Below are 18,453 nucleotides of genomic sequence, written 5' to 3' on the forward strand. Positions count from 1 at the left end.
TAACGTTAGCTTGATTTTCCTGCTTGTTCTCGAAGCTTCCCAAGCTGAGTACCGATTGAGAGAACAGTCTCGTCGAACAGAGTTGCGACGCACTCCAGCTTCTCGATTGAATAGACAGCCGCACTGCCAATTCAGGGCATCATTTACACGTCGGCCAAGTTGCCGACTGAACTTGGCAACCAGAAGAGCAAAAGCGCGATCACTGAAACGCTATAGGGGCGGTCTGGGAAGTGACGGTACCGGCCCCCTGGCGATATTCATCGTTCTCAAAAGCTCCCATTCGCCGCCATCGAACTTTACTTCAATAGCCACCTTACCAGGTTGCCCGATTAGCACAGGAGCACCGAACGCCATTGGGGTCCATTGGTTTAGGTCTACTGCGTTTATCTCACCGGTGATCTCAAACAAATCAACATCAAAGTCTGGCATACGGCCCCGGAACGCAAAGTTCGATTTCCCTAATTGTTCAGCCTCAAGTAGAACCCAAATATTGAAGTTAAATTGAGCAGGCAACTGCGGAAACAGGATCGCGTTTGTGTAAACACCGATTAGAATAAATTTCCCGTTGTCCTCAACCCGTATATTGTCGCAAACGGTAAGGTTATGAATTCGCACGGTGGACCTCTAAAAGTGCCGGAGCTTCAGAACTAACGTGTGGAGCAGTCGGTAAAGGGTTAGGATATACAACAACGCGAGTAACTGGCGGTGCGGTTATTGTAAAGTTGTTGACCGGCATAGCTTCCCCGGTAATTGTACTGCCGGTGAAAAGCGTAAAATAATTCGATCGTTCTACGCCATCGATATCGTCCAGAAGCAACGTAAATTTAGGTGTTGCCCGTAACGCAAGGGCAAACGCTGCCATTGTCTCCGCAGTCATATTATTGTGGCCTGAAAGGAGACGGTGAACGTGTGACCTCCCCACACCCATCAAGTTTGCAACCCCCTGCTGTGTCAGTTTGCAATCAAACTTGCGTTGTAAGAAAGCCGACTGAAACTCGCGACCGATAGCGGCAACGAACTCAGCCGCCGCGATTTCGTTATCAGGTAGGGAAAACATATCGTCGTCAAAATCAACAGGAAACAACGTTGTGTTCTCCTGCTCCAGCGTTGTACTTTGGGTCGTTGAGATCGAGGTCATTTCTAAATGCTCTAGTTTCTAGCCTATGTTTTTCGTAGAGGCTCGCATCGAGCTTGAGGGTCTCAAAGTCGTCGCCTTTAACGGCGAGAAATACGTCCACCGCAGGAAACCAGCCAAAAAAACGCAAATCAGGTGTTCTCAGTTCGTATATGTCGTCGCTGCGAGGGCTCATACGTTTGAACAGCCGACTTCCTCGAAACGGGCGACCTATGATGAAAGACTTGATAAGTTCGTAGGCCTGCATACGCGGTTTGATGTTGGTCTCATAGAATGGCTCCAAATGCGGGACGGTTCCGCGGAGCCAAAGCCGGAATTCAGGCGACACGTAGAGTTTTCTGTCATCAAACTCCTTCCGACCAAGCTTTATCCTCTCCCGCAAGAGTACTCTGTTCGCGACCAGTTCATCAAGCGTTGCCATATAAGTCAACAAAATTTGGTTAACAATAAGTTTCCCCGAAAGATTTATCGAAAATTTCTCGTCTGTCGACTTTAATATGGTTACGAGCGCAGTGCCTTCACTCGGCGGTGACTCAACCAGAGACCTTTGAAGGATGCCCCCCGATGAATTCGATTGCTCTCAATTTGAGTTCTAGGTTCTCACAAAGTTTCGTTTAGGAGCCCATGACCATCATCGCATATAGGTTGGCGGTGCGGGGAGCGTCTAAAAATTCGAAGCAATAACAAAGAGGCTTTGCAACCCCTCACCTATGCAAAATTGCATTGTTTTTGTTATTGAATTTACGACATTTCGCCGTCCAATTGGGACTCGAACAGACGATTCGAACTCAGCCGAAAAAGCCTGAGATACCGTTCAGGAGTGTACCAACAATCGTCAGTGCCGGACCAATAATCTGCACCGCAACGGCGTCCAGACGGCTTTGCTCCTCTTCTTCTATTTCCTCAGGGGATGGAGGAAAGCTCCCTCCGTCGATGACCCCTTCTTTCCGCGCCCACGCCTCATATCCACCAGCGCGGATCATCGGTCTGCCAAGAGTAACGACGCCGCAACAAGCGGCAGAAGCGCCGATGAACGCAGCAGTCTTATCCATCGGAAGATTGGCGAAGATTATAAGTGAGCACCCTGCGATAGTTGTCAGTGCGGCCACTCCCGCGAAGAACAAAGGATGGAAGGCCCAAGCCCACCGAAGGTCCATTCTTGTCATGCAATTGGAAATTCGCCGCAACATGCCTCACCTCATCTAACTGCGACCATTTAGCTATGTTGCTATGAAAGCGGCGTTAAAACAGGGGAACGTTCCATCTGCCAGTGGGGCAACGTGAGGATAGTCGGGCACCGCCGCCCTGGCTAATCCTCTTTAGTAGATTGCCATATCGTCTTGATTTTATCCGGGATCGTTTCCTGACCTAATACGGCAGTCGAGACCACGAGTGAAAGGTCTGGAGACGCACCGATCATCGCGAAGAATGCTGTTCCCAGTCCGATCAGACCTATCTCCCGAGAGCCTTCCACAATTCGAGGATTCACGCGCATCCAATCGGAGATGCCCCTCTGAACTTGAAGGGCAAATTCAGAAACGCGCCTGAACCCTGCAGGCTTTTCGCTTTGACTGGCTTCGGCCTCCTCAATCAGACCAGCTAGTTGAACCAGTTGAGAACTCAATCGCGCGAGGAAATCGCAGTAGCTTTCCCAACGAGCCAGGTCTACCTGCTCGTTTGGCTTAACCGTTTGTAGGCGCTGCAGCTCTGCATCAAGAGACAGTACTATGGCTGCAGCCATTGCCACGGTTGGTTTAGGCCTAGCGCTGACGATCGATGTGATTTCGTCAATCTGCTCGCCCGTCTGGATCGGCCCGCCTGTCCGTCCTGTTATGTAATGCCTCTCAGCCTCCGGTATCGGGACAATCGACACGGTGAGAGGTGCACCAGTCATCTTCACTACCGCTGTCGGGATCTCTATGTGCCGGACATTTAGAACCGCTTGTTCCGCTCCTGTCATAGGAGTGCGGGTAGGGTCGTCGAGGTTACTGGGTGGTTCATCGGCCATGGCCATAACTAACACATGTTATGGCTGCTTGCCCAGCCACGCACCGTTTGCGGACCGTTTGGCTTGTTAGGACAAGAACAAACCTAGATCATCTGCCTCTGGCTTCACCGGAGAGGATGGGTTTTCACGAAGCCATCTCCGTTCGGGACGTGGGCTTCGCAGTGGTGAGATGACCTAATTACTGGTAGTCGGGTGATCCATGACCCCTCCCCTTCCCTGGCTAGTAGAGAGCGCTAAAAGTGCGGTCGGTTGTGCGAAAACGATAGCGATATCAATGGGCGCTGAAACATAGGTGCGGGGAGGTTAACCCGTTGAAAACGGCGCGATATGCCACGCCGGCATGAAGTCCCACCGGCTACACCAAGGACATCCAAGCCCTCACAACTCTAACGGATTTCGAAGGCCAGGGGCAAATGGCGTTGAGAGCAAAAAACCGAACAATGGAGGTCCCATTGTTCGGTGAGTTGAGTGCTGGACGCTGGAAAGGGTGTCCACTTCCCGAGGTATAATCTGGATGTTAAGTAGAGGTGAAAGGCTGACCCGAATACTTGAGTTCTCTCGCCATCTTTAGTCAGATTACGTCGCAGACGACCATCGATTAGCAAGTGGTGGCAGCGGATCCACAGCTGAGCTTCTTCGAAAGGTTTGTGAACTGGTTATTCAGTGCGCCACCGAGCGTGGTCGCTCCAGCGATCAGCGCAACTGAGATAAGAGCCGCGATGAGTCCGTATTCGATCGCGGTAGCGCCCGATTCATCCTTCATAAACCGTGCAAAAACAGACATGCCATTCCCCGTTATTTGTGCCGTGGAACGGGTTGTCCCTACGTGGCATGTTTCTACCTCAAGAACACATCCGTTCCGTTAATATGATTGGTTAAATTGTAGTCGTGTCACGGTTTGAGATGCTTGTGCTCGATCTACAACGTTCCGTAATTCTTAGTGCATCTCCGGCGGCGGATAGCTTCGACCGATCGATACGAGATACTCAGTGATTTCCGTGAGGAGATGGTCGCGCCTGCCGTAGGCATCCGTGATTTTGGATAGCTTCGGCATCACCTCCTCAAACTGGTCATCAGGAAGGTCCGCATCGCCGATCAGGTATCCCACGCCTGCGATCCCTGTGATGTTGCAGCCGGTTGCGGCCACCTCCGCTACGAACGCGGGAATGTCTTCGGACTTCATTCTGTGCATCATCTTCTCCTTCGGCTTGTTACCGTAGCAGTCGACGCCAGGATGATCGACTAGCAGTTCTGGCAGTGAGAGTTCGGCTGTATCCGCATGGAGCGCTGCCATCGTTGGATGGTTGATTCTCGTTGCTCCGAGATTTACTCTTTCCCTGAAGGCATTCCGGCCTTCCCCAAACTAGCCCGCTGCCCCTTAGGGTTTGCGGGCTCTTTTTCGATCGCGTCGAGCTGCGACAGCTACGGGTCTGACGGTAGCCGTGCCTTCCCTGCTGCGGTGAGTGTGTACACGATGACCCCGTTTCGTCCCCGGCCGACTGTTGCAAGGCCGGTTGCCACAAGCGAAGCGATCGCCGTCGCGCCGACCCGTCGCAGAATAAAGTCTCCCTTACTGACATGCTCGTAGCGGGCAAGGATTTTGAGAGCTTCTTGAACCTGGTAATCCAGTGGCATTGGTTTCAAGGATGCGGGCACCTGATACTGTTGGTTCTCAACTGCCAGCCGTCCTTCTAGTCGGCATCGATGGCGTCACGAAAAACACTGAGATCTTGCGGCTTCCGCATCGGGGACAACGCAAGCGCTCAGAGACCCTATCGATCGGAAAGTCGCGGCCGCGAGTTGCGACTAAGGTCGTCATGTCCAAGTTGTACTTCCAGTCGCATTTCCGGCTGCTGCTGCCAGTATCGACAAGGCCATGACGGCAGGCGGCAGAGAGCTGCCAACCCTGATTGAATGCGTCGCCTATGGTTCCGATCTCGCTCATGACGGCGAACCTAAATCGGTCGCGTAAAAAGAACAAGGCAGGAACAAACTTAATATGAAGCTATTGGCGGCTGTCTCAGGAGAGCGTGTGCCGGGGGCGCTCCCATGAGGACGGTGCAGCGCGCCGACCCCTGTAGGTGCGAGGAGGTGGTAAGGCCTCGTGGGATTGCGCCAGCACTTCCAGCCAAGCAGCAAGCCCAACGGGAACCTCTTCAGTGCCCGCTTCGAGCGCCTCTATCCAAGACAGATCACATTCCAGCAGAGAGGCAATGTTGATCGGGGTCCAACGTATAACGCGTAGGCATTCCCTGAAACGGTCAGGCGACATTACCCAAACCTCGCAAGTGGTGGTTACGCATTGTCCTAAGGAAGAAAAGCCTGACACGATTTCGGCGCACGTCAAGTATGCACCTGACTACTGCCCGCTGAGAGCGGTCGAGTGTGAGGGCGCGCTGGAGAGAGGGTGTCGGCCCGCTCGCTCGACGGCCCTCCTGGGTGCGCCCCGAGTTCAGCGATCACTCGCTTGAATTCATGTCCTGAAGGTCTGGACACTTTTCTAAAAACCATAACGATCGCGTGGCGTCACCGAGTGTCCAGACGTTCACTAACCACATTGTTTTCATTGATTTTAGGTGCGCCGGCATGGGGCACCACTCGCTCTAGAGAGCGTTGATTTTGCATCCCTTCTGGAAATATCCCCCACCTGCATTCAGGCGCGAAAAGTACTGTCTCGATTGACGTCAAGCTGTCTCGAACGTGAACGAACGCGCTGTTTCACTCGTCAAATCGAGCTAGCCTGAGCTTGCCCTTGCCAGCGTCCAGTCGGCATCTCTGCCTGTTTCCACTGCGTCGATACCGATCCCGGACCTTCATTCCGCTCTGGGTCGCCTATCCCGCCGCTTCTCAGGCAGCAGCAGCAAGCATCGCCTTCGCGGAAGCCGGGATGGCGAGGTGTTCGAAGCTTGGCTTGGCGAGCAGGTAGCCCTGGATGAGGGACACGCCCAGGTCCCGCAGGGCCGACATTTCGCCGACGGTTTCGACGCCTTCGCAGAGCGGCACGATGTTGAGTTCTTCGAGCATCCGCAACGTGTGCTTGACGATGGTGCGCCGGACCGGATCGGTGTCGATCCCTCTGATCATGTCCATATCCAGCTTGACGATATCGGGCTGGAAATGACTGAGGAGGCCGAGGCCGGAGTGGCCTGAACCGAAGTCGTCGATCGCAGTTTTGAAGCCCATATCCCGGTATGTCCGCAGGATGTGAAGGACGTGCTTGGTATCCAACTCCTCGTTCTCGGTGAACTCGAAGATGATGCGATCAAGCGGAAAACCCGTCTTCATGGCCGTGGCAAGCGTCAGGCGGATACACGCCCGCGGTTCGTAGACGGCGTTCGGCATGAAGTTGATCGACAGTTTCACGTCGTCAGCGGGGTCGTAGAGCCGCGCGGCAAGTTCGATCGCCTTGACCCGGCACTGCTGATCGAACGCATAGCGGTTGTCGGCCTGCACCTGCGATAGAACTGACCCGGCACCTTCTCCGTTTAGACCGCGAACAAGCGCTTCGTGGGCGAAAATCTTGCCTGTTGCGATGTCGACGATCGGCTGGAATGCCATCGAGAACGGTAGTTCGAATGCTGCGCCGTCGCGGCAGCCTTGGCAACTCGTCGTCATTATGGAAAAATCTCCGTTTGCATCAGACTTAAGGCTCATCGATTAAACTTCCGTTTCCCGCATGCGTCGAAACCAAAGCGCTTTTCTTGCGTCACACACCCCTGCGGTGATATCCGGGCGGTGCCGTTTTGCGGCCTCCCGCACCCAACTCTGGATCCGGCAGCCTCTTCAATCGCGTGCGGCTCTTGAACGAAACTGTTTGAAGGTCGCAGACCGGGGGTATCCCCAAGACGCAGGAAGCGTATCGCAAGAATGACACCAGCCATTGTCGAGGGCCGCGCGTGCGGAACCTGCACCCTTTGCTGCCGGTTGCCGGACATTGATGATCTCAACAAGCCTGCGGACGAGTGGTGCAGGCACTGCGTTGCCGGACAAGGCTGTTCCATCTACCAGGATCGACCGATGCTTTGCCGCGACTTCGTGTGCCACTGGCTAACGCGCGAAGGACTGGGCGACGAGTGGGCTCCTCAAAGATCCCACCTGATGGTCTATGGGGAAGGACAGCAGATTACGGTCCTTGCCGATCCCGACTATCCCGATCTGTGGCGTCATCCGCCCTATATGCCGCAGTTCAAGGCATGGGCATCCAACGCTGAAGCACGCGGCGGCTATGTTATCGTCTTCTGGCGCGACGAGGTTCTAAAAATATAAGGCCGGAGCATCTGTGGATGCTCCGGCCAGAGTTTTGCATAACGATGCCGAGCGGATCAGCCGACCTGCGGCATGTCCCGCAGCAGCTTGTCGAGCGTGACAGGGTAATCACGGATACGCACGCCGGTTGCGTTGTGCACGGCGTTCGAAAGCGCTGCCGCCACACCGCAAAGGCCGAGTTCGCCAACACCCTTTGCCTTCATCGGCGAAGTGGTCGGATCCGTCTCATCGAGGAAGATGACATCCTGATGCGGAATATCGGCATGGACAGGGACTTCGTAGCCGGCGAGATCATGGTTGACGAAGAAGCCGCGACGCTTGTCGACGGCCAGTTCTTCCATGAAGGCGCCGCCGACGCCCATCGTCATCGCACCGATGACCTGGCTGCGGGCCGTGATCGGGTTGAGAATGCGCCCTGCTGCACAGACGCTCAGCATGCGCCGAACGCGGATTTCAGCCGTGTACATGTCGACGCCGACCTCGACGAAATGGGCACCGAATGTTGACTGCTGCATCTCTTCTGCAAGATCGCCATACTCGATCGTATCTTCCGCAACGACACCGTCCTTGCCAGCTGCCTCTGCGAGAGCAATGCTGCGGTTGCCGGAACGGATCTGGCCGTCCGCAAAAGTGACATCTGCGGAGTTGAAGCCGACCTTTTGCGAGATCGCATCCCGCAGCGCCACGCATGCGGCATAGACGCCTGCGGTGGAGCTGTTTCCGCCCCACTGTCCGCCCGATCCCGACGACGCCGGGAAGCGGGAATCGCCGAGCTCTACGGCAACCTTATCGATCGTTACGCCCATCATTTCGGCCGCGGTCTGGGCGATGATCGTGTAGCTGCCCGTACCGATATCCGTCATGTCGGTTTCGACAGTCACGACGCCTTCCGAATCGAGCCGCACGCGGGCACCAGACTTCATGTTCATGTTGTTGCGGAACGCTGCCGCAACGCCCATGCCGACCATCCAGCGTCCATCCTTGACGCGACCCGTCTCGGCGTTGCGCTTGTCCCAGCCGAAGGTTTCAGCACCCCGGCGAAGACATTCGACCAGCTGACGGTGCGAGAACTTCCGTTCAGGCTTTTCCGGATCAACCTGCGTGTCGTTGATGATCCGCAATTCGACGGGGTCAAGGTTGAGCTGCTCGGCCAGTTCGTCCATGGCGATTTCAAGCGCCATGAGACCAGGCGCTTCGCCCGGTGCGCGCATCGCATTGCCCTCTGGCAGATCAAGCGCCGCAAGCCGCATCGACGTCATCCGGTTTTCGCCGGCGTAGAGAAGACGAGTCTGCGCCACGGCTGTCTCCAGGCTGCCGCCCGGCAGATTGCCGTTCCAGCTTTCGTGAGCAATCGCGGTTATCTTGCCTTCCTGCGTGGTGCCGATGCGGATACGCTGGATCGTTGCCGGGCGGTGCGTCGTGTTGTTCATCACGAAGGGACGCGGAAGCGCAAGCTTGACGGGGCGTCCCGCCGCTTTCGCACCAAGCGCTGCAAGCACCGCATCCGACCGGAGGAAAAGCTTTGAGCCGAAACCACCGCCGACAAACGGCGACATGATATGGACTTTCTCCGGATCGATGCCGAGCGTGATCGCCATTTCTGACTTGTTCCAGGCAATCATCTGGTTCGAGGTCCAGACCGTAACTTCGTCGCCGTCCCACATGGCAAGAGACGAATGCGGCTCCATCATCGCATGTGACTGGTCGGGTGTCGTGTAGGTCTGGTCGAACTTGACCGCTGCCTCGGCGAAAGCCTTGTCGAAGTTGCCGGCAGAGGTGTCTGCGTCTTCGCCTTCGGAGCCCTCCGGCTTCTTGGCCGTGTCCTTCGCTGCTTCCAGATCGTAGGAGCCGGGAGCGCGAACGTAATCCACCTTGATGAGGCTCGCTGCGGCGCGAGCCTGCTCAAAGGTTTCAGCGACGACGACGGCGATGGCCTGGTGATAATGCGAGATCTCGGGGCCACCGAGAAGCTTGGCCGCATTCATTTTGCCCTTGGAGAGCTTGCCAGCCGTTTCCGCCGTGACGACAGCCAGAACGCCCGGAGCGTTGCGGGCCGCCTGGATATCCATCGAGCTGATCCGACCCTTTGCGATGCCGGCGCCTACGGGATAGCCGTAGGCAACATTGAGGTTGGCGTGGTTCCATTCATAGGCATAGGTCGCCGTGCCGGTGACCTTCTTAGGGCCGTCGATACGCGTGATGTGCTGGCCGACCACCTTCATCTGGTCGATGGGATTGGTCGTGGCGGGACGATCGAATAGCATGGCTTACCCCTTTGTTTCTTCAAGGATGCCGGCGAGCGTGCGCTCCGCCAGTGTCACCTTGAACGAATTTTCTTCTGTTGGCTTTGCGCCTGCAAAGACCTTGGCCATCACGGCCTTGGACCCCTGCGGCAAGTCGGCTTCCGCCTCTTCGACGCGCCATGGTTTGGGAGCCACACCGCCGACCGCAACGCGACCGGTGCCATCCGGCTGGATGATCGCGGCAACCGACACAAGAGCGAACGCATAGGACGCACGGTCTCTCACCTTGCGATACACGTGCTTGCCACCCACAGGTGCCGGCAGCGTAACGGCCGTGATGATCTCGCCGCGCTCAAGCGTGGTTTCGATCTCGGGCGTATCGCCGGGCAGTTTATGGAAGTCGGCAATCGGGATCGCGCGTGTTGCGCCATCGGGCTTGACCGTCTCAACGGTTGCATCGAGGGCACGCATGGCGATTGCCATGTCGCCGGGGTGGGTGGCGATACAGGCATCGCTGACGCCGATCACGCCCAGCTGGCGGGTCACGCCGCCGATGGCGGAACAACCGCTTCCGGGCTTGCGCTTGTTGCATGGCTGGGCGGTGTCGTAAAAGTAAGGACAGCGCGTCCGCTGCAACAGGTTGCCGGCCGTCGTTGCCTTGTTACGAAGCTGACCCGATGCGCCTGCGAGAAGTGCGCGCGAAAGCACGCCGTAGTCGCGGCGGATGCGCTCGTCCGAGGCGAGATCCGTATTGCGCACGAGCGCTCCGATCCGGACGCCGCCATCTTCGCTCTGTTCGATCTTGTCGAGGTCGAGACCGTTGACGTCGATGAGATGGGTCGGTGATTCGATCTCTAGCTTCATCAGGTCAAGGAGGTTGGTGCCTCCCGCGATGAACTTGGCGTTCTGGTTGTTGGCGGCCTTGGACGCAGCTTCAGCCGGTGATGCGGCGCGTTCATAAGTAAACTGTTTCATGCCTGCCTCCCCGAAACTTCCGTGATAGCCGCAACAATGTTCGGGTAGGCCCCGCATCGACAGATATTGCCGCTCATACGTTCGCGGATTTCCATCTCGGAAACCTGCGTGGGGGCGGTCAGGTCTTCCGTTACATGGCTCGGAATGCCGGCCTTGATTTCTTCAAGAACGGCGACGGAGGAACAGATTTGCCCAGGGGTGCAATAGCCGCACTGGAAGCCATCGTGCTTGACGAATGCCGTCTGCATCGGATGCATCTCGTCCGGTGTGCCAAGGCCTTCGATCGTGGTGATCTCGGAGCCTTCGTGCATGATGGCAAGCGACAGGCACGAATTGATGCGGCGACCATCGACCATGACAGTACAGGCGCCGCACTGGCCGTGATCGCAACCCTTCTTGGTGCCGGTCAGGTGCAGGTTCTCACGCAACGCGTCGAGCAGGGTCGTACGGTTGTCGAGATCGAGATCCTGGCGTGTGCCGTTGACGACAAAACCCACCCGCGACGTCGCTGTCCCCGGCCGGGGAGGCGGTGTTGCGGCCTGTGCATTTGCAGCTCTGTTGCTATTTGCCACGGCCACAGAGCCGGCAGCGGTTGCGACGAGAAGATCCCGTCGTGACATTTCAAACGAATTCGGACTCGACATGGGGGCTCCATCTTGACGACTACAGTTGACCCAATAACCACCAACTGCCCGAGTCTGTTCCGTCCCAAAGACCATTTCACCGGCGCCTTTTGTCACAGGCCATCACCGCGCTCGACGATTTATCGGCGCCGGCAACGCATGGTTAATGTTTGTTTTATATCCAAGGACGTTCGTGTCCCAGATTTGTTCATATGGTTTCATTGGTGGCAATGCGTCTCACAGGCCCGCAATTTCGCGAAACTGACAAGCTGGAAGCCCAGGCTTCCGAACTGCCGGATACCGGCCACTCTCACCCCATAAATCCGCCTGAGCCCCCGAATGCGGGGCAACAGGTGGCTTGCGACATCGTGTCGACAGTCCAGATGCAGGCCCACGAGATCGAGGCGCTGCCGGACTGGCAGAAGGCCTTCATGTTGGGCCCGACCGTTCGTTTCACCCGCACGCCGGAGAAGACCATCTCCAGGCGTGGGGCACCCTCCGGCCCGGAAGCGGAGGGCGAAGCCGTCGCTTCCCACGCCGTCCCCGAGGCTGTCATTCCCTCTATGGCGGCGCCAGCCGTTCAGGAGATTTCCGAGATTACTTTCACCCAAAGACATGACGGCGACGCGCTGTCGACCTCTATCGCCAGCTTCCTGTCGCCTGAACCCGGCGCCCGCAATCTCGTCGGCACTCTCGATCAGGCGCTGAGGGAACGCCGGGCCACGTTTGCCAGGGAAACCGTTGAACCGGTGCTGGTCGCAGTTGCGCCGCCGCAGCCTGAAGCAGTGATTGATGCTCCCGTGATTAGCACTGAAAGACAGTCTCCGATCGCCAACCTGCCGGATCATCTGTTCTTCGAGGTGATGAGCCTTGGAGAGGCCACCGGCGAAGAGTTCGCGCTGACCCCGCCTCCCCCGCCAAAGGTCGAGCAGAGACCTGTGTTCGTTGCTCAGCGTCCGCTCCCGACCTATCCGAAACAGCCGGTCCGGCCCGAACCTGTGCGGGTTGCCCTGAGGGCGCCGGTCATTCGCCAGCCGATCGAGACCCTGACCAAACGTCTGGTTGAAGAAATTCCGGTGGGGCCGTCGCCGCTTGATCTCTATCGTTCGATCACGTTGCGCCAGGCCGGCCACGATGCTGCGCCAAATCCGGTGGTGCCTCCAGTGCAGGATGCGCCCGTCATCGCTGCTCCGGTCATTCCTGAGCCTGTCATTCCTGAGCCTGTTCTCGTTGCGCCCGTCATCGCTGAGACCGTCATCGAGGCCCCGGCGCCTGCGGTCGCTCCCGTCGTGCCAGTAAAGTCGACGCGGCAGGTTGTCATGGCGACCCGCGCGATCTCTCCGATCCGGCCGTTCAACACCGAACCGCTGCATGCGTCCGACGACTACGAGTTCCCGTCGATCGAATTGCTGCAGGCACCGGTGGACGACCAGATCAGCCCCGTCAGCCAGGAAAGCCTGGAACAGAGCGCGGGGCTTCTGGAAAGCGTGCTCGAAGATTTCGGCATCCGCGGCGAGATCATCGACGTTCGTCCCGGCCCTGTCGTGACGCTCTACGAATTCGCCCCGGCACCCGGCGTCAAATCCTCCCGCGTGATCGGCCTTTCGGACGATATCGCCCGCTCGATGTCGGCGCTTTCGGCGCGTGTTGCTGTCGTTCCCGGTCGCAACGTGATCGGTATCGAACTGCCAAACCCTGTGCGCGAAACAGTCTACCTGCGTGAGCTGATCGAAAGCGGCACCTATGCGGGTACCGGCTTCAGGCTTCCGCTTTGCCTTGGCAAGACGATCGGCGGAGAACCCGTCGTCGCCGAGCTTGCAAAGATGCCGCATCTGCTCGTCGCCGGCACAACCGGTTCGGGCAAGTCGGTCGCGGTCAACACGATGATCCTCTCGCTGATCTACCGTCTGCGGCCGGATCAATGCAGGCTGATCATGGTCGATCCGAAGATGCTCGAACTGTCGGCCTATGACGGTATCCCGCATCTGCTCACCCCTGTCGTGACCGACCCCAAGAAAGCGGTTCTAGCGCTGAAATGGGCGGTGCGCGAAATGGAAGACCGCTATCGCAAGATGTCGCGTCTCGGCGTTCGCAATATCGACGGCTTCAACGCTCGTGTGGCGGCCGCGTCCGCATCCGGCGAGGTCATCTCGATCAGCGTCCAGGTCGGTTTCGACCGTCAGACCGGCGAGCCGATCAACGAGCAGCAGGACATGGACCTGACGCCGTTGCCGTATATCGTCGTCATCGTCGACGAGATGGCCGACCTGATGATGGTGGCCGGCAAGGAGATCGAAGGTGCGATCCAGCGGCTTGCGCAGATGGCGCGTGCTGCCGGTATCCACCTGATCATGGCGACGCAACGGCCTTCGGTCGACGTCATCACCGGTACGATCAAGGCGAACTTCCCGACCCGTATCTCCTTCCAGGTGACGTCCAAGATCGACAGCCGTACGATCCTTGGCGAACAGGGCGCGGAAAACCTGCTCGGTCAGGGCGACATGCTGCATATGGTGGGCGGAGGACGCATTGCCCGCGTTCACGGTCCCTTCGTGTCGGACCAGGAAGTAGAGCGCATCGTTGCGCATCTGAAGACACAAGGTCAGCCGCTCTATCTCGGCAGCGTCACGGAAGACGAAGAGGGCGAAGAGGTCGAGGAGGAAGACCAGGCGGTCTTCGACAGGTCCGCGATCAGCGAGGAAGACCGGGACGAGATGTACGAGCAGGCGATCAAGGTCGTCATGCGCGACAAGAAGTGCTCGACCTCCTACATCCAGCGCCGCCTGTCGATCGGCTACAACAGGGCCGCATCGCTTGTGGAACGCATGGAGAAGGATGGGCTGGTCGGACCGGCCAACCATGTGGGCAAGCGCGAAATTCTCGATCAGCGCGGTCAGCCGACCGCGGTCGAAGAGCCTGAACAGTAATAGCTCAAAGATATGGCCGGGATTTCCCGGCCATATTGTTTTCGAACGCTAGTGGTGTTTTGTTCTGAAGAACCGCAGAACGATCCAGGTGGCAAGACCGCTGGCGAGACCCGAAAGCAAGGTACCCCAAATGATGTCGGCCACGGAAAGCAGCGTCGACCAGTTCTTCATGACCGCATGGTTGGTGAGATCGTAGGTCATGTAGGACATGAACCCGATCGCCGCTCCCTGCCGCACCGCTGCTCCGACACCGCCTGCAATCAGGGCCGGACGCACTGCCATCAGCGTCAGTCCGCCGATGTAGAGAAGGTAGAAGATCACGGCAGGCGCGAGACGGAAACTCGGCAGAAGCATATCGCCCATGACCGGCCGGTAAAGCAGGCTTGTCATCGTGCTGAGCCAGACGGAGTCTATCGCGCCGAACACGATGAACGTGGTGATGTAGGCAAGAGCCAGCGTCTTCAGCGAGATCTTCGCCATGGGTTCGTTCCCTCTTTTCGTGTCAGTCGATGCGGGACCAGTTGACGGCACGGCAAAGAATACCGCCAGCAACGCAGCCTTTCGTCGTCATCTTCTTTTCCGCGACAACGACCGTGATCTTGAACGTCATGTTGCGTTGCGGATCAAAGGCGGTACCGGAATAGGATCCGTCCGCTGTTCGGTCGATCGTCATGACCAGCTTGTCGCCGGCCTTCTCGCTTCCCGATCCGGGCTTGATCCATGTGTTGGTGGCGCAGATCTGGGCGCCGCAAGGCGCGATCTCGACCTTGGCATTGCCGTCGCCACGAGCCCAGTTGCCGTCCAGATCAGCGGCAAGAAGCGGCCCTGCCGACAGTGACAAGAGTGCTGCGACAGCACCGCCTCGCAAACCCAGATTACGCATGTTCAATCGTATAGAAGCCAACATTGATCGCTTCCTCCTCGAAGCCAGCCTCGCAATAGCAAAGGTAGTAGTCCCACAACCTACGGAAACGGCCGTCGAAACCGAGTTCCGCAATCTTCGGCCAAGCGGCGTGAAACCGCGTCCGCCACTCGGCCAGCGTCCGCGCATAGGACGCGCCAAAATGTTCGATGTCGCTGACGACAAGCCCGGATTTCTCAACGGCTGCCGTGAACGCGCTGTCCGAGGGAAGAAATCCTCCCGGAAACACGTATTTCTGGATGAAATCCGGATTGCGCCTGTAGGAATCGAAGCGGTCCTCGTTGATCGAGATCACCTGCAAAACCGCACGGCCACCGGGCTTCAAACAGCGACGGATGGTGTCGAAATAAGCTGGCCAATAGGCCTCTCCGACCGCTTCGAACATCTCGATCGAGACGATCCGGTCGAATTGCCCTGATGTATCGCGGTAGTCCTGCAGTCGGAGATCGATCTGCCCTTCCACGCCGGCCTGCCGAATGCGCTCGTTTGCAAAGGCCAGCTGCGAAGGAGAAAGAGTAAGGCCGGTGACCCGGGCATTGACGTTTTGTGCGAGGTCCAAGGCAAGAGCGCCCCAGCCGCAGCCGATCTCAAGCACGCTGTCGCCGTGGCTCATGGCGAGCTTTTCGCGGATACGCTCGAGTTTTTGACGCTGGGCATCTTCGAGAGACTGTCCCTGATGCTCGTAGAGCGCCGAGGAATAGAACATCGAAGGGTCTAGCCACTCAGCGTAGAACTCGTTGCCGAGATCGTAATGGGCCTCGATATTGCGTTTGCTGCCGCGCTTGGTATTGGCGTTGAGAAGATGCGACAGGCGAACCGCGATCCGGCCGAGATAGCCCCCATGGGTCGCAAGCGTCAGCCCATGCCGGTTGCGTGCCGCAAACCGGATCACATTGGTAAGATCAGGTGTCGTCCATTCCTGCTTGAGATATCCTTCTGCAAAGCCGATGTCGCCCGCATGCAGAACGCGGCTCAGCATCCGCCAGCGCTTGATGACGATAACGGCGTCCGGCCCTTTTTCCGGCCCGGCCATCTCTATGGTGCGACCGGAAGGCAGCACAACGCGAATGGAACCGTAGCGGATACCGCTCAGCAGCCGGTTCACGACGCGCGCGCCGAAGCCGGCAACGCCAGCTCCGGGTGTGCGATCGGTCGTTACGGAGGTGAATTCGTCAGATTGGCTCATGGATTTCCACTTTGCGTAGGGGAGCAGCAGGAGTGACGGAGACAGGGTTTTCCGGTGGCTTTGGACGCTTGCGCAAACGCACGCCCTTGAGCCAGATTTTCAGTGCCTCCCAATGGATGCCGCCGATGACACGGAGCGTCAGGAAGGGAATGGCGAAGAAGGCCTTCAGAAGCGCCCGGTCTGTCAGATCACGGCGGTGCGCGAGATGACGGGCAGTCAGCATCGGCCCCTCGGCATCGAATGTATCGATCTTGATCGACAGCCGTTCGGACGGCGGCGTCACGCGAAAGGTATAGCGCTGGTCCATGTCCATGAACGGCGAGACATAAAATGCCTTGTCGCAGTGCTGGACGATCTCGCCGCCGACACGATTATCGGCCGGGATGAGGTAGCCATGGCGTTCGCCGAACGTGTTGTCCACTTCCCACAGGATCGCCTTCACCTCGCCGTCGCGCCCGTAGCAGAAGAAGATGCTGAGCGGATTGAAGGCCCAGCCGAGTATCCTCGGCATGGTGAGAAGCTTGATCGACCCGCCATCAGGCTCGAGCCCTGCGGCGCGCATCCATTGCTCTATCTGGCCCCGAAGATCGGATCCCGAGCGGTCGCCGCGATCTCTTTGCCGAAACGAGAATAGATTGAACCGGTCGACGGAAAACAGTTTCAGGCCGCGATCAAGCGCGTCGAGCTCATCGAGATCGATCAGCAGCGAATAGATCCTGTAGGCCAGCCGATGCTCTTTCGGCCGCATGCGTGCATGCGTGACATGACCGGGATAAAGCGCCGACCGAAACGAAGCCGTCATGCCGTGACCTCGATCGGAACGGTAGCGCCGAGCGGCCGGCGCACGATCCGGGCGCTTTCCTCGGCGACCTTCCAGGGGCGCCGAACGCCGCCAAGATCTTCCGCGACCGCCAGGCCTGCCTGGAGGCCGTCTTCATGAAAGCCCGAGCCGAAGTGGGCGCCGCAGAACCATGTGTTGCGCACACCCTGAAGCGACCAGATTTCCCGTTGTGCCCGTTCGGTTGCCATGTCGAAGATCGGATGCTCGTAGATCTCGCGCCGAATGACGGCGTCCTCGCGGGGCTGACGTGGGGGATTGAGTGTCACAAAGGTCGGCGGCGCATCGCCAAGCGGCTGCAGCTTGTTCATCCAGTAGGTGATGGCAGGCTGGACCTGCGCCTCGCCGGTCTTTGCCGAATAATTCCAGCTGGACCATGCGCCCTTGCGCTTCGGCATGAAGCTCTGGTCGCTGTGCAGAATCGCCTCGTTGCGGGAATAGCGGAAGGCACCCAGAATGCGTGTCTCGTGGTCATCAGCGTCCGACAGAAGACGACGTGCCTGATCTGCGTGGGTGGCGATCACCACCTCGTCGAATGCCTGCCATCCGTCCGGTCCGGTAGAAATTTCAACACCGCCACCGGTTCTCCTGATCGCTTGGACGGGTGTCGACAGGCGAATGCGATCGCGAAAGTCAGCTGTCAGGCGATCCACATATTCCCGGCTTCCGCCCGTCACCGTGCGCCAGATCGGACGGTTCCAGAGTTCGAGCAACCCGTGATTGCCACAGAAACGGACGAAGTTGACCGCGGGATACTCACCCACCTTACCCGCGGGCATCGACCAGATCGCAGCCGCCATCGGGTAGAGATGGTCGTCGCGGAACGCCCGTCCGTAGTGATGTCGGTCGAGGTAGTCATCGAGTGACAAACCGCCCATCGTCGACAGATCACGGGGAGCATTGCGGTAGAAGCGGACGAGATCGCGCATCATCGACCAGAAGCGTGGGCTGACGATGTTGGACTTCTGGGCGAACAGTCCGAACCCTGTGCCACCAGAATATTCGAAACCGCCATCGTCGAGAGAGACGGCGAAGGACATGCTGGAGGCCGTGGTTGGAACATCCAGATGACGGAACAACGCCGTCAGATTAGGATAGGTCACCTCGTTATAGACGATGAAGCCGGTGTCGACGGAAACGGTTCTTCCCGATGCGTCGAAATCCACGGTATGGCTGTGGCCACCGATACGATCGGCTGCCTCGAACATGGTAACATCGTGGGCCTTGGCCAGAAGCCATGCAGCGGACATGCCGGATATTCCACTGCCGACAACTGCGATGCGTCGACGTCCCGAGGTCCTATGCGTCTCACGAAATGCCATACAATTCC

Annotated in this window: 19 protein-coding genes; 2 read left to right on the forward strand and 17 right to left on the reverse strand. The window is 58.0% G+C overall.

Features of this window, described 5'->3' with window-relative positions; all coding sequences use genetic code 11:
- Window positions 1-210 precede the first annotated feature (210 nt).
- The 9 genes from IFT59_RS18895 to IFT59_RS18930 all read right to left on the reverse strand — a co-directional run bounded on the left by IFT59_RS18895 (window position 211) and on the right by IFT59_RS18930 (window position 6,758).
- Entirely contained in the window at window positions 211-615 is a 405-nt protein-coding gene (locus IFT59_RS18895; protein WP_192087829.1) for a DUF6941 family protein, read from the reverse strand.
- The gene (locus IFT59_RS18900) at window positions 602-1,084 is read right to left on the reverse strand and encodes a helix-turn-helix domain-containing protein (protein WP_206758576.1); all 483 of its coding nucleotides are present in this window, start codon (window positions 1,082-1,084) and stop codon (window positions 602-604) included. The genes IFT59_RS18895 and IFT59_RS18900 overlap by 14 nt, the downstream gene beginning before the upstream one ends.
- Window positions 1,071-1,556, reverse strand: a complete 486-nt coding sequence (locus IFT59_RS18905; RefSeq protein WP_192087831.1) for a hypothetical protein — start codon at window positions 1,554-1,556, stop codon at window positions 1,071-1,073. Before IFT59_RS18905 ends, IFT59_RS18900 begins: the two co-directional genes overlap by 14 nt.
- Window positions 1,557-1,923: 367 nt before the next feature.
- Window positions 1,924-2,187: a hypothetical protein gene (locus tag IFT59_RS18910; RefSeq protein ID WP_192087832.1), complete on the reverse strand. Its 264-nt coding sequence runs from the start codon at window positions 2,185-2,187 to the stop codon at window positions 1,924-1,926.
- A 257-nt stretch (window positions 2,188-2,444) separates the two neighbouring features.
- Window positions 2,445-3,149 (reverse strand): hypothetical protein, encoded by a 705-nt coding sequence (locus IFT59_RS18915; RefSeq protein ID WP_192087833.1) that lies wholly within the window; start codon window positions 3,147-3,149, stop codon window positions 2,445-2,447.
- 592 nt (window positions 3,150-3,741) lie between these two features.
- Window positions 3,742-3,927 (reverse strand): Flp family type IVb pilin, encoded by a 186-nt coding sequence (locus IFT59_RS18920; RefSeq protein ID WP_062581247.1) that lies wholly within the window; start codon window positions 3,925-3,927, stop codon window positions 3,742-3,744.
- Window positions 3,928-4,080: 153 nt separating this feature from the next.
- On the reverse strand, window positions 4,081-4,335 hold the full coding sequence (locus IFT59_RS18925; RefSeq protein WP_342366119.1) for a hypothetical protein: 255 nt from the start codon (window positions 4,333-4,335) through the stop codon (window positions 4,081-4,083).
- An 828-nt stretch (window positions 4,336-5,163) separates the two neighbouring features.
- A complete protein-coding gene (locus tag IFT59_RS23160) occupies window positions 5,164-5,415 on the reverse strand; it encodes a hypothetical protein (protein WP_245341396.1) in 252 nt (83 codons plus the stop codon).
- 575 nt (window positions 5,416-5,990) lie between these two features.
- Window positions 5,991-6,758, reverse strand: a complete 768-nt coding sequence (locus IFT59_RS18930; RefSeq protein ID WP_192087834.1) for an EAL domain-containing protein — start codon at window positions 6,756-6,758, stop codon at window positions 5,991-5,993.
- Window positions 6,759-7,010: 252 nt separating this feature from the next.
- Between IFT59_RS18930 and IFT59_RS18935 the strand changes: the two genes are divergently transcribed.
- Window positions 7,011-7,409 (forward strand): hypothetical protein, encoded by a 399-nt coding sequence (locus tag IFT59_RS18935; RefSeq protein WP_062577462.1) that lies wholly within the window; start codon window positions 7,011-7,013, stop codon window positions 7,407-7,409.
- Between the two features lie 56 nt (window positions 7,410-7,465).
- Here the strand turns inward: IFT59_RS18935 and paoC are convergent, their stop codons facing one another.
- From paoC to paoA, 3 genes are read right to left on the reverse strand one after another with little or no spacing between them, the layout of a single operon-like run.
- Window positions 7,466-9,673, reverse strand: coding sequence for an aldehyde oxidoreductase molybdenum-binding subunit PaoC (gene paoC, locus IFT59_RS18940; RefSeq protein ID WP_062454371.1), 2,208 nt, complete (start codon window positions 9,671-9,673; stop codon window positions 7,466-7,468).
- Window positions 9,674-9,676: 3 nt separating this feature from the next.
- Window positions 9,677-10,627: an FAD binding domain-containing protein gene (locus IFT59_RS18945; protein WP_062577460.1), complete on the reverse strand. Its 951-nt coding sequence runs from the start codon at window positions 10,625-10,627 to the stop codon at window positions 9,677-9,679.
- Window positions 10,624-11,271, reverse strand: coding sequence for an aldehyde dehydrogenase iron-sulfur subunit PaoA (paoA, locus tag IFT59_RS18950; protein WP_062454375.1), 648 nt, complete (start codon window positions 11,269-11,271; stop codon window positions 10,624-10,626). Before paoA ends, IFT59_RS18945 begins: the two co-directional genes overlap by 4 nt.
- Before the next feature lie 362 nt (window positions 11,272-11,633).
- Here paoA and IFT59_RS18955 point away from each other — a divergent pair, with 362 nt between their 5' ends.
- On the forward strand, window positions 11,634-14,177 hold the full coding sequence (locus IFT59_RS18955; protein ID WP_249407667.1) for a DNA translocase FtsK: 2,544 nt from the start codon (window positions 11,634-11,636) through the stop codon (window positions 14,175-14,177).
- Window positions 14,178-14,225: 48 nt separating this feature from the next.
- Here the strand turns inward: IFT59_RS18955 and IFT59_RS18960 are convergent, their stop codons facing one another.
- From IFT59_RS18960 to IFT59_RS18980, 5 genes are read right to left on the reverse strand one after another with little or no spacing between them, the layout of a single operon-like run.
- Window positions 14,226-14,642, reverse strand: a complete 417-nt coding sequence (locus IFT59_RS18960; RefSeq protein ID WP_062454982.1) for a DUF2177 family protein — start codon at window positions 14,640-14,642, stop codon at window positions 14,226-14,228.
- A 37-nt stretch (window positions 14,643-14,679) separates the two neighbouring features.
- Window positions 14,680-15,060: a DUF2147 domain-containing protein gene (locus tag IFT59_RS18965; protein ID WP_092664549.1), complete on the reverse strand. Its 381-nt coding sequence runs from the start codon at window positions 15,058-15,060 to the stop codon at window positions 14,680-14,682.
- Window positions 15,053-16,285: an SAM-dependent methyltransferase gene (locus tag IFT59_RS18970; protein ID WP_174197366.1), complete on the reverse strand. Its 1,233-nt coding sequence runs from the start codon at window positions 16,283-16,285 to the stop codon at window positions 15,053-15,055. The genes IFT59_RS18965 and IFT59_RS18970 overlap by 8 nt, the downstream gene beginning before the upstream one ends.
- Window positions 16,272-17,087 (reverse strand): DUF1365 domain-containing protein, encoded by an 816-nt coding sequence (locus tag IFT59_RS18975; protein WP_113110202.1) that lies wholly within the window; start codon window positions 17,085-17,087, stop codon window positions 16,272-16,274. Before IFT59_RS18975 ends, IFT59_RS18970 begins: the two co-directional genes overlap by 14 nt.
- On the reverse strand, window positions 17,084-18,445 hold the full coding sequence (locus IFT59_RS18980; RefSeq protein WP_062577453.1) for an NAD(P)/FAD-dependent oxidoreductase: 1,362 nt from the start codon (window positions 18,443-18,445) through the stop codon (window positions 17,084-17,086). The genes IFT59_RS18975 and IFT59_RS18980 overlap by 4 nt, the downstream gene beginning before the upstream one ends.
- Window positions 18,446-18,453: the final 8 nt, after the last annotated feature.

Source organism: Rhizobium sp. CFBP 8752, assembly GCF_014842035.1.
GTDB classification, from domain to species: domain Bacteria; phylum Pseudomonadota; class Alphaproteobacteria; order Rhizobiales; family Rhizobiaceae; genus Neorhizobium; species Neorhizobium soli.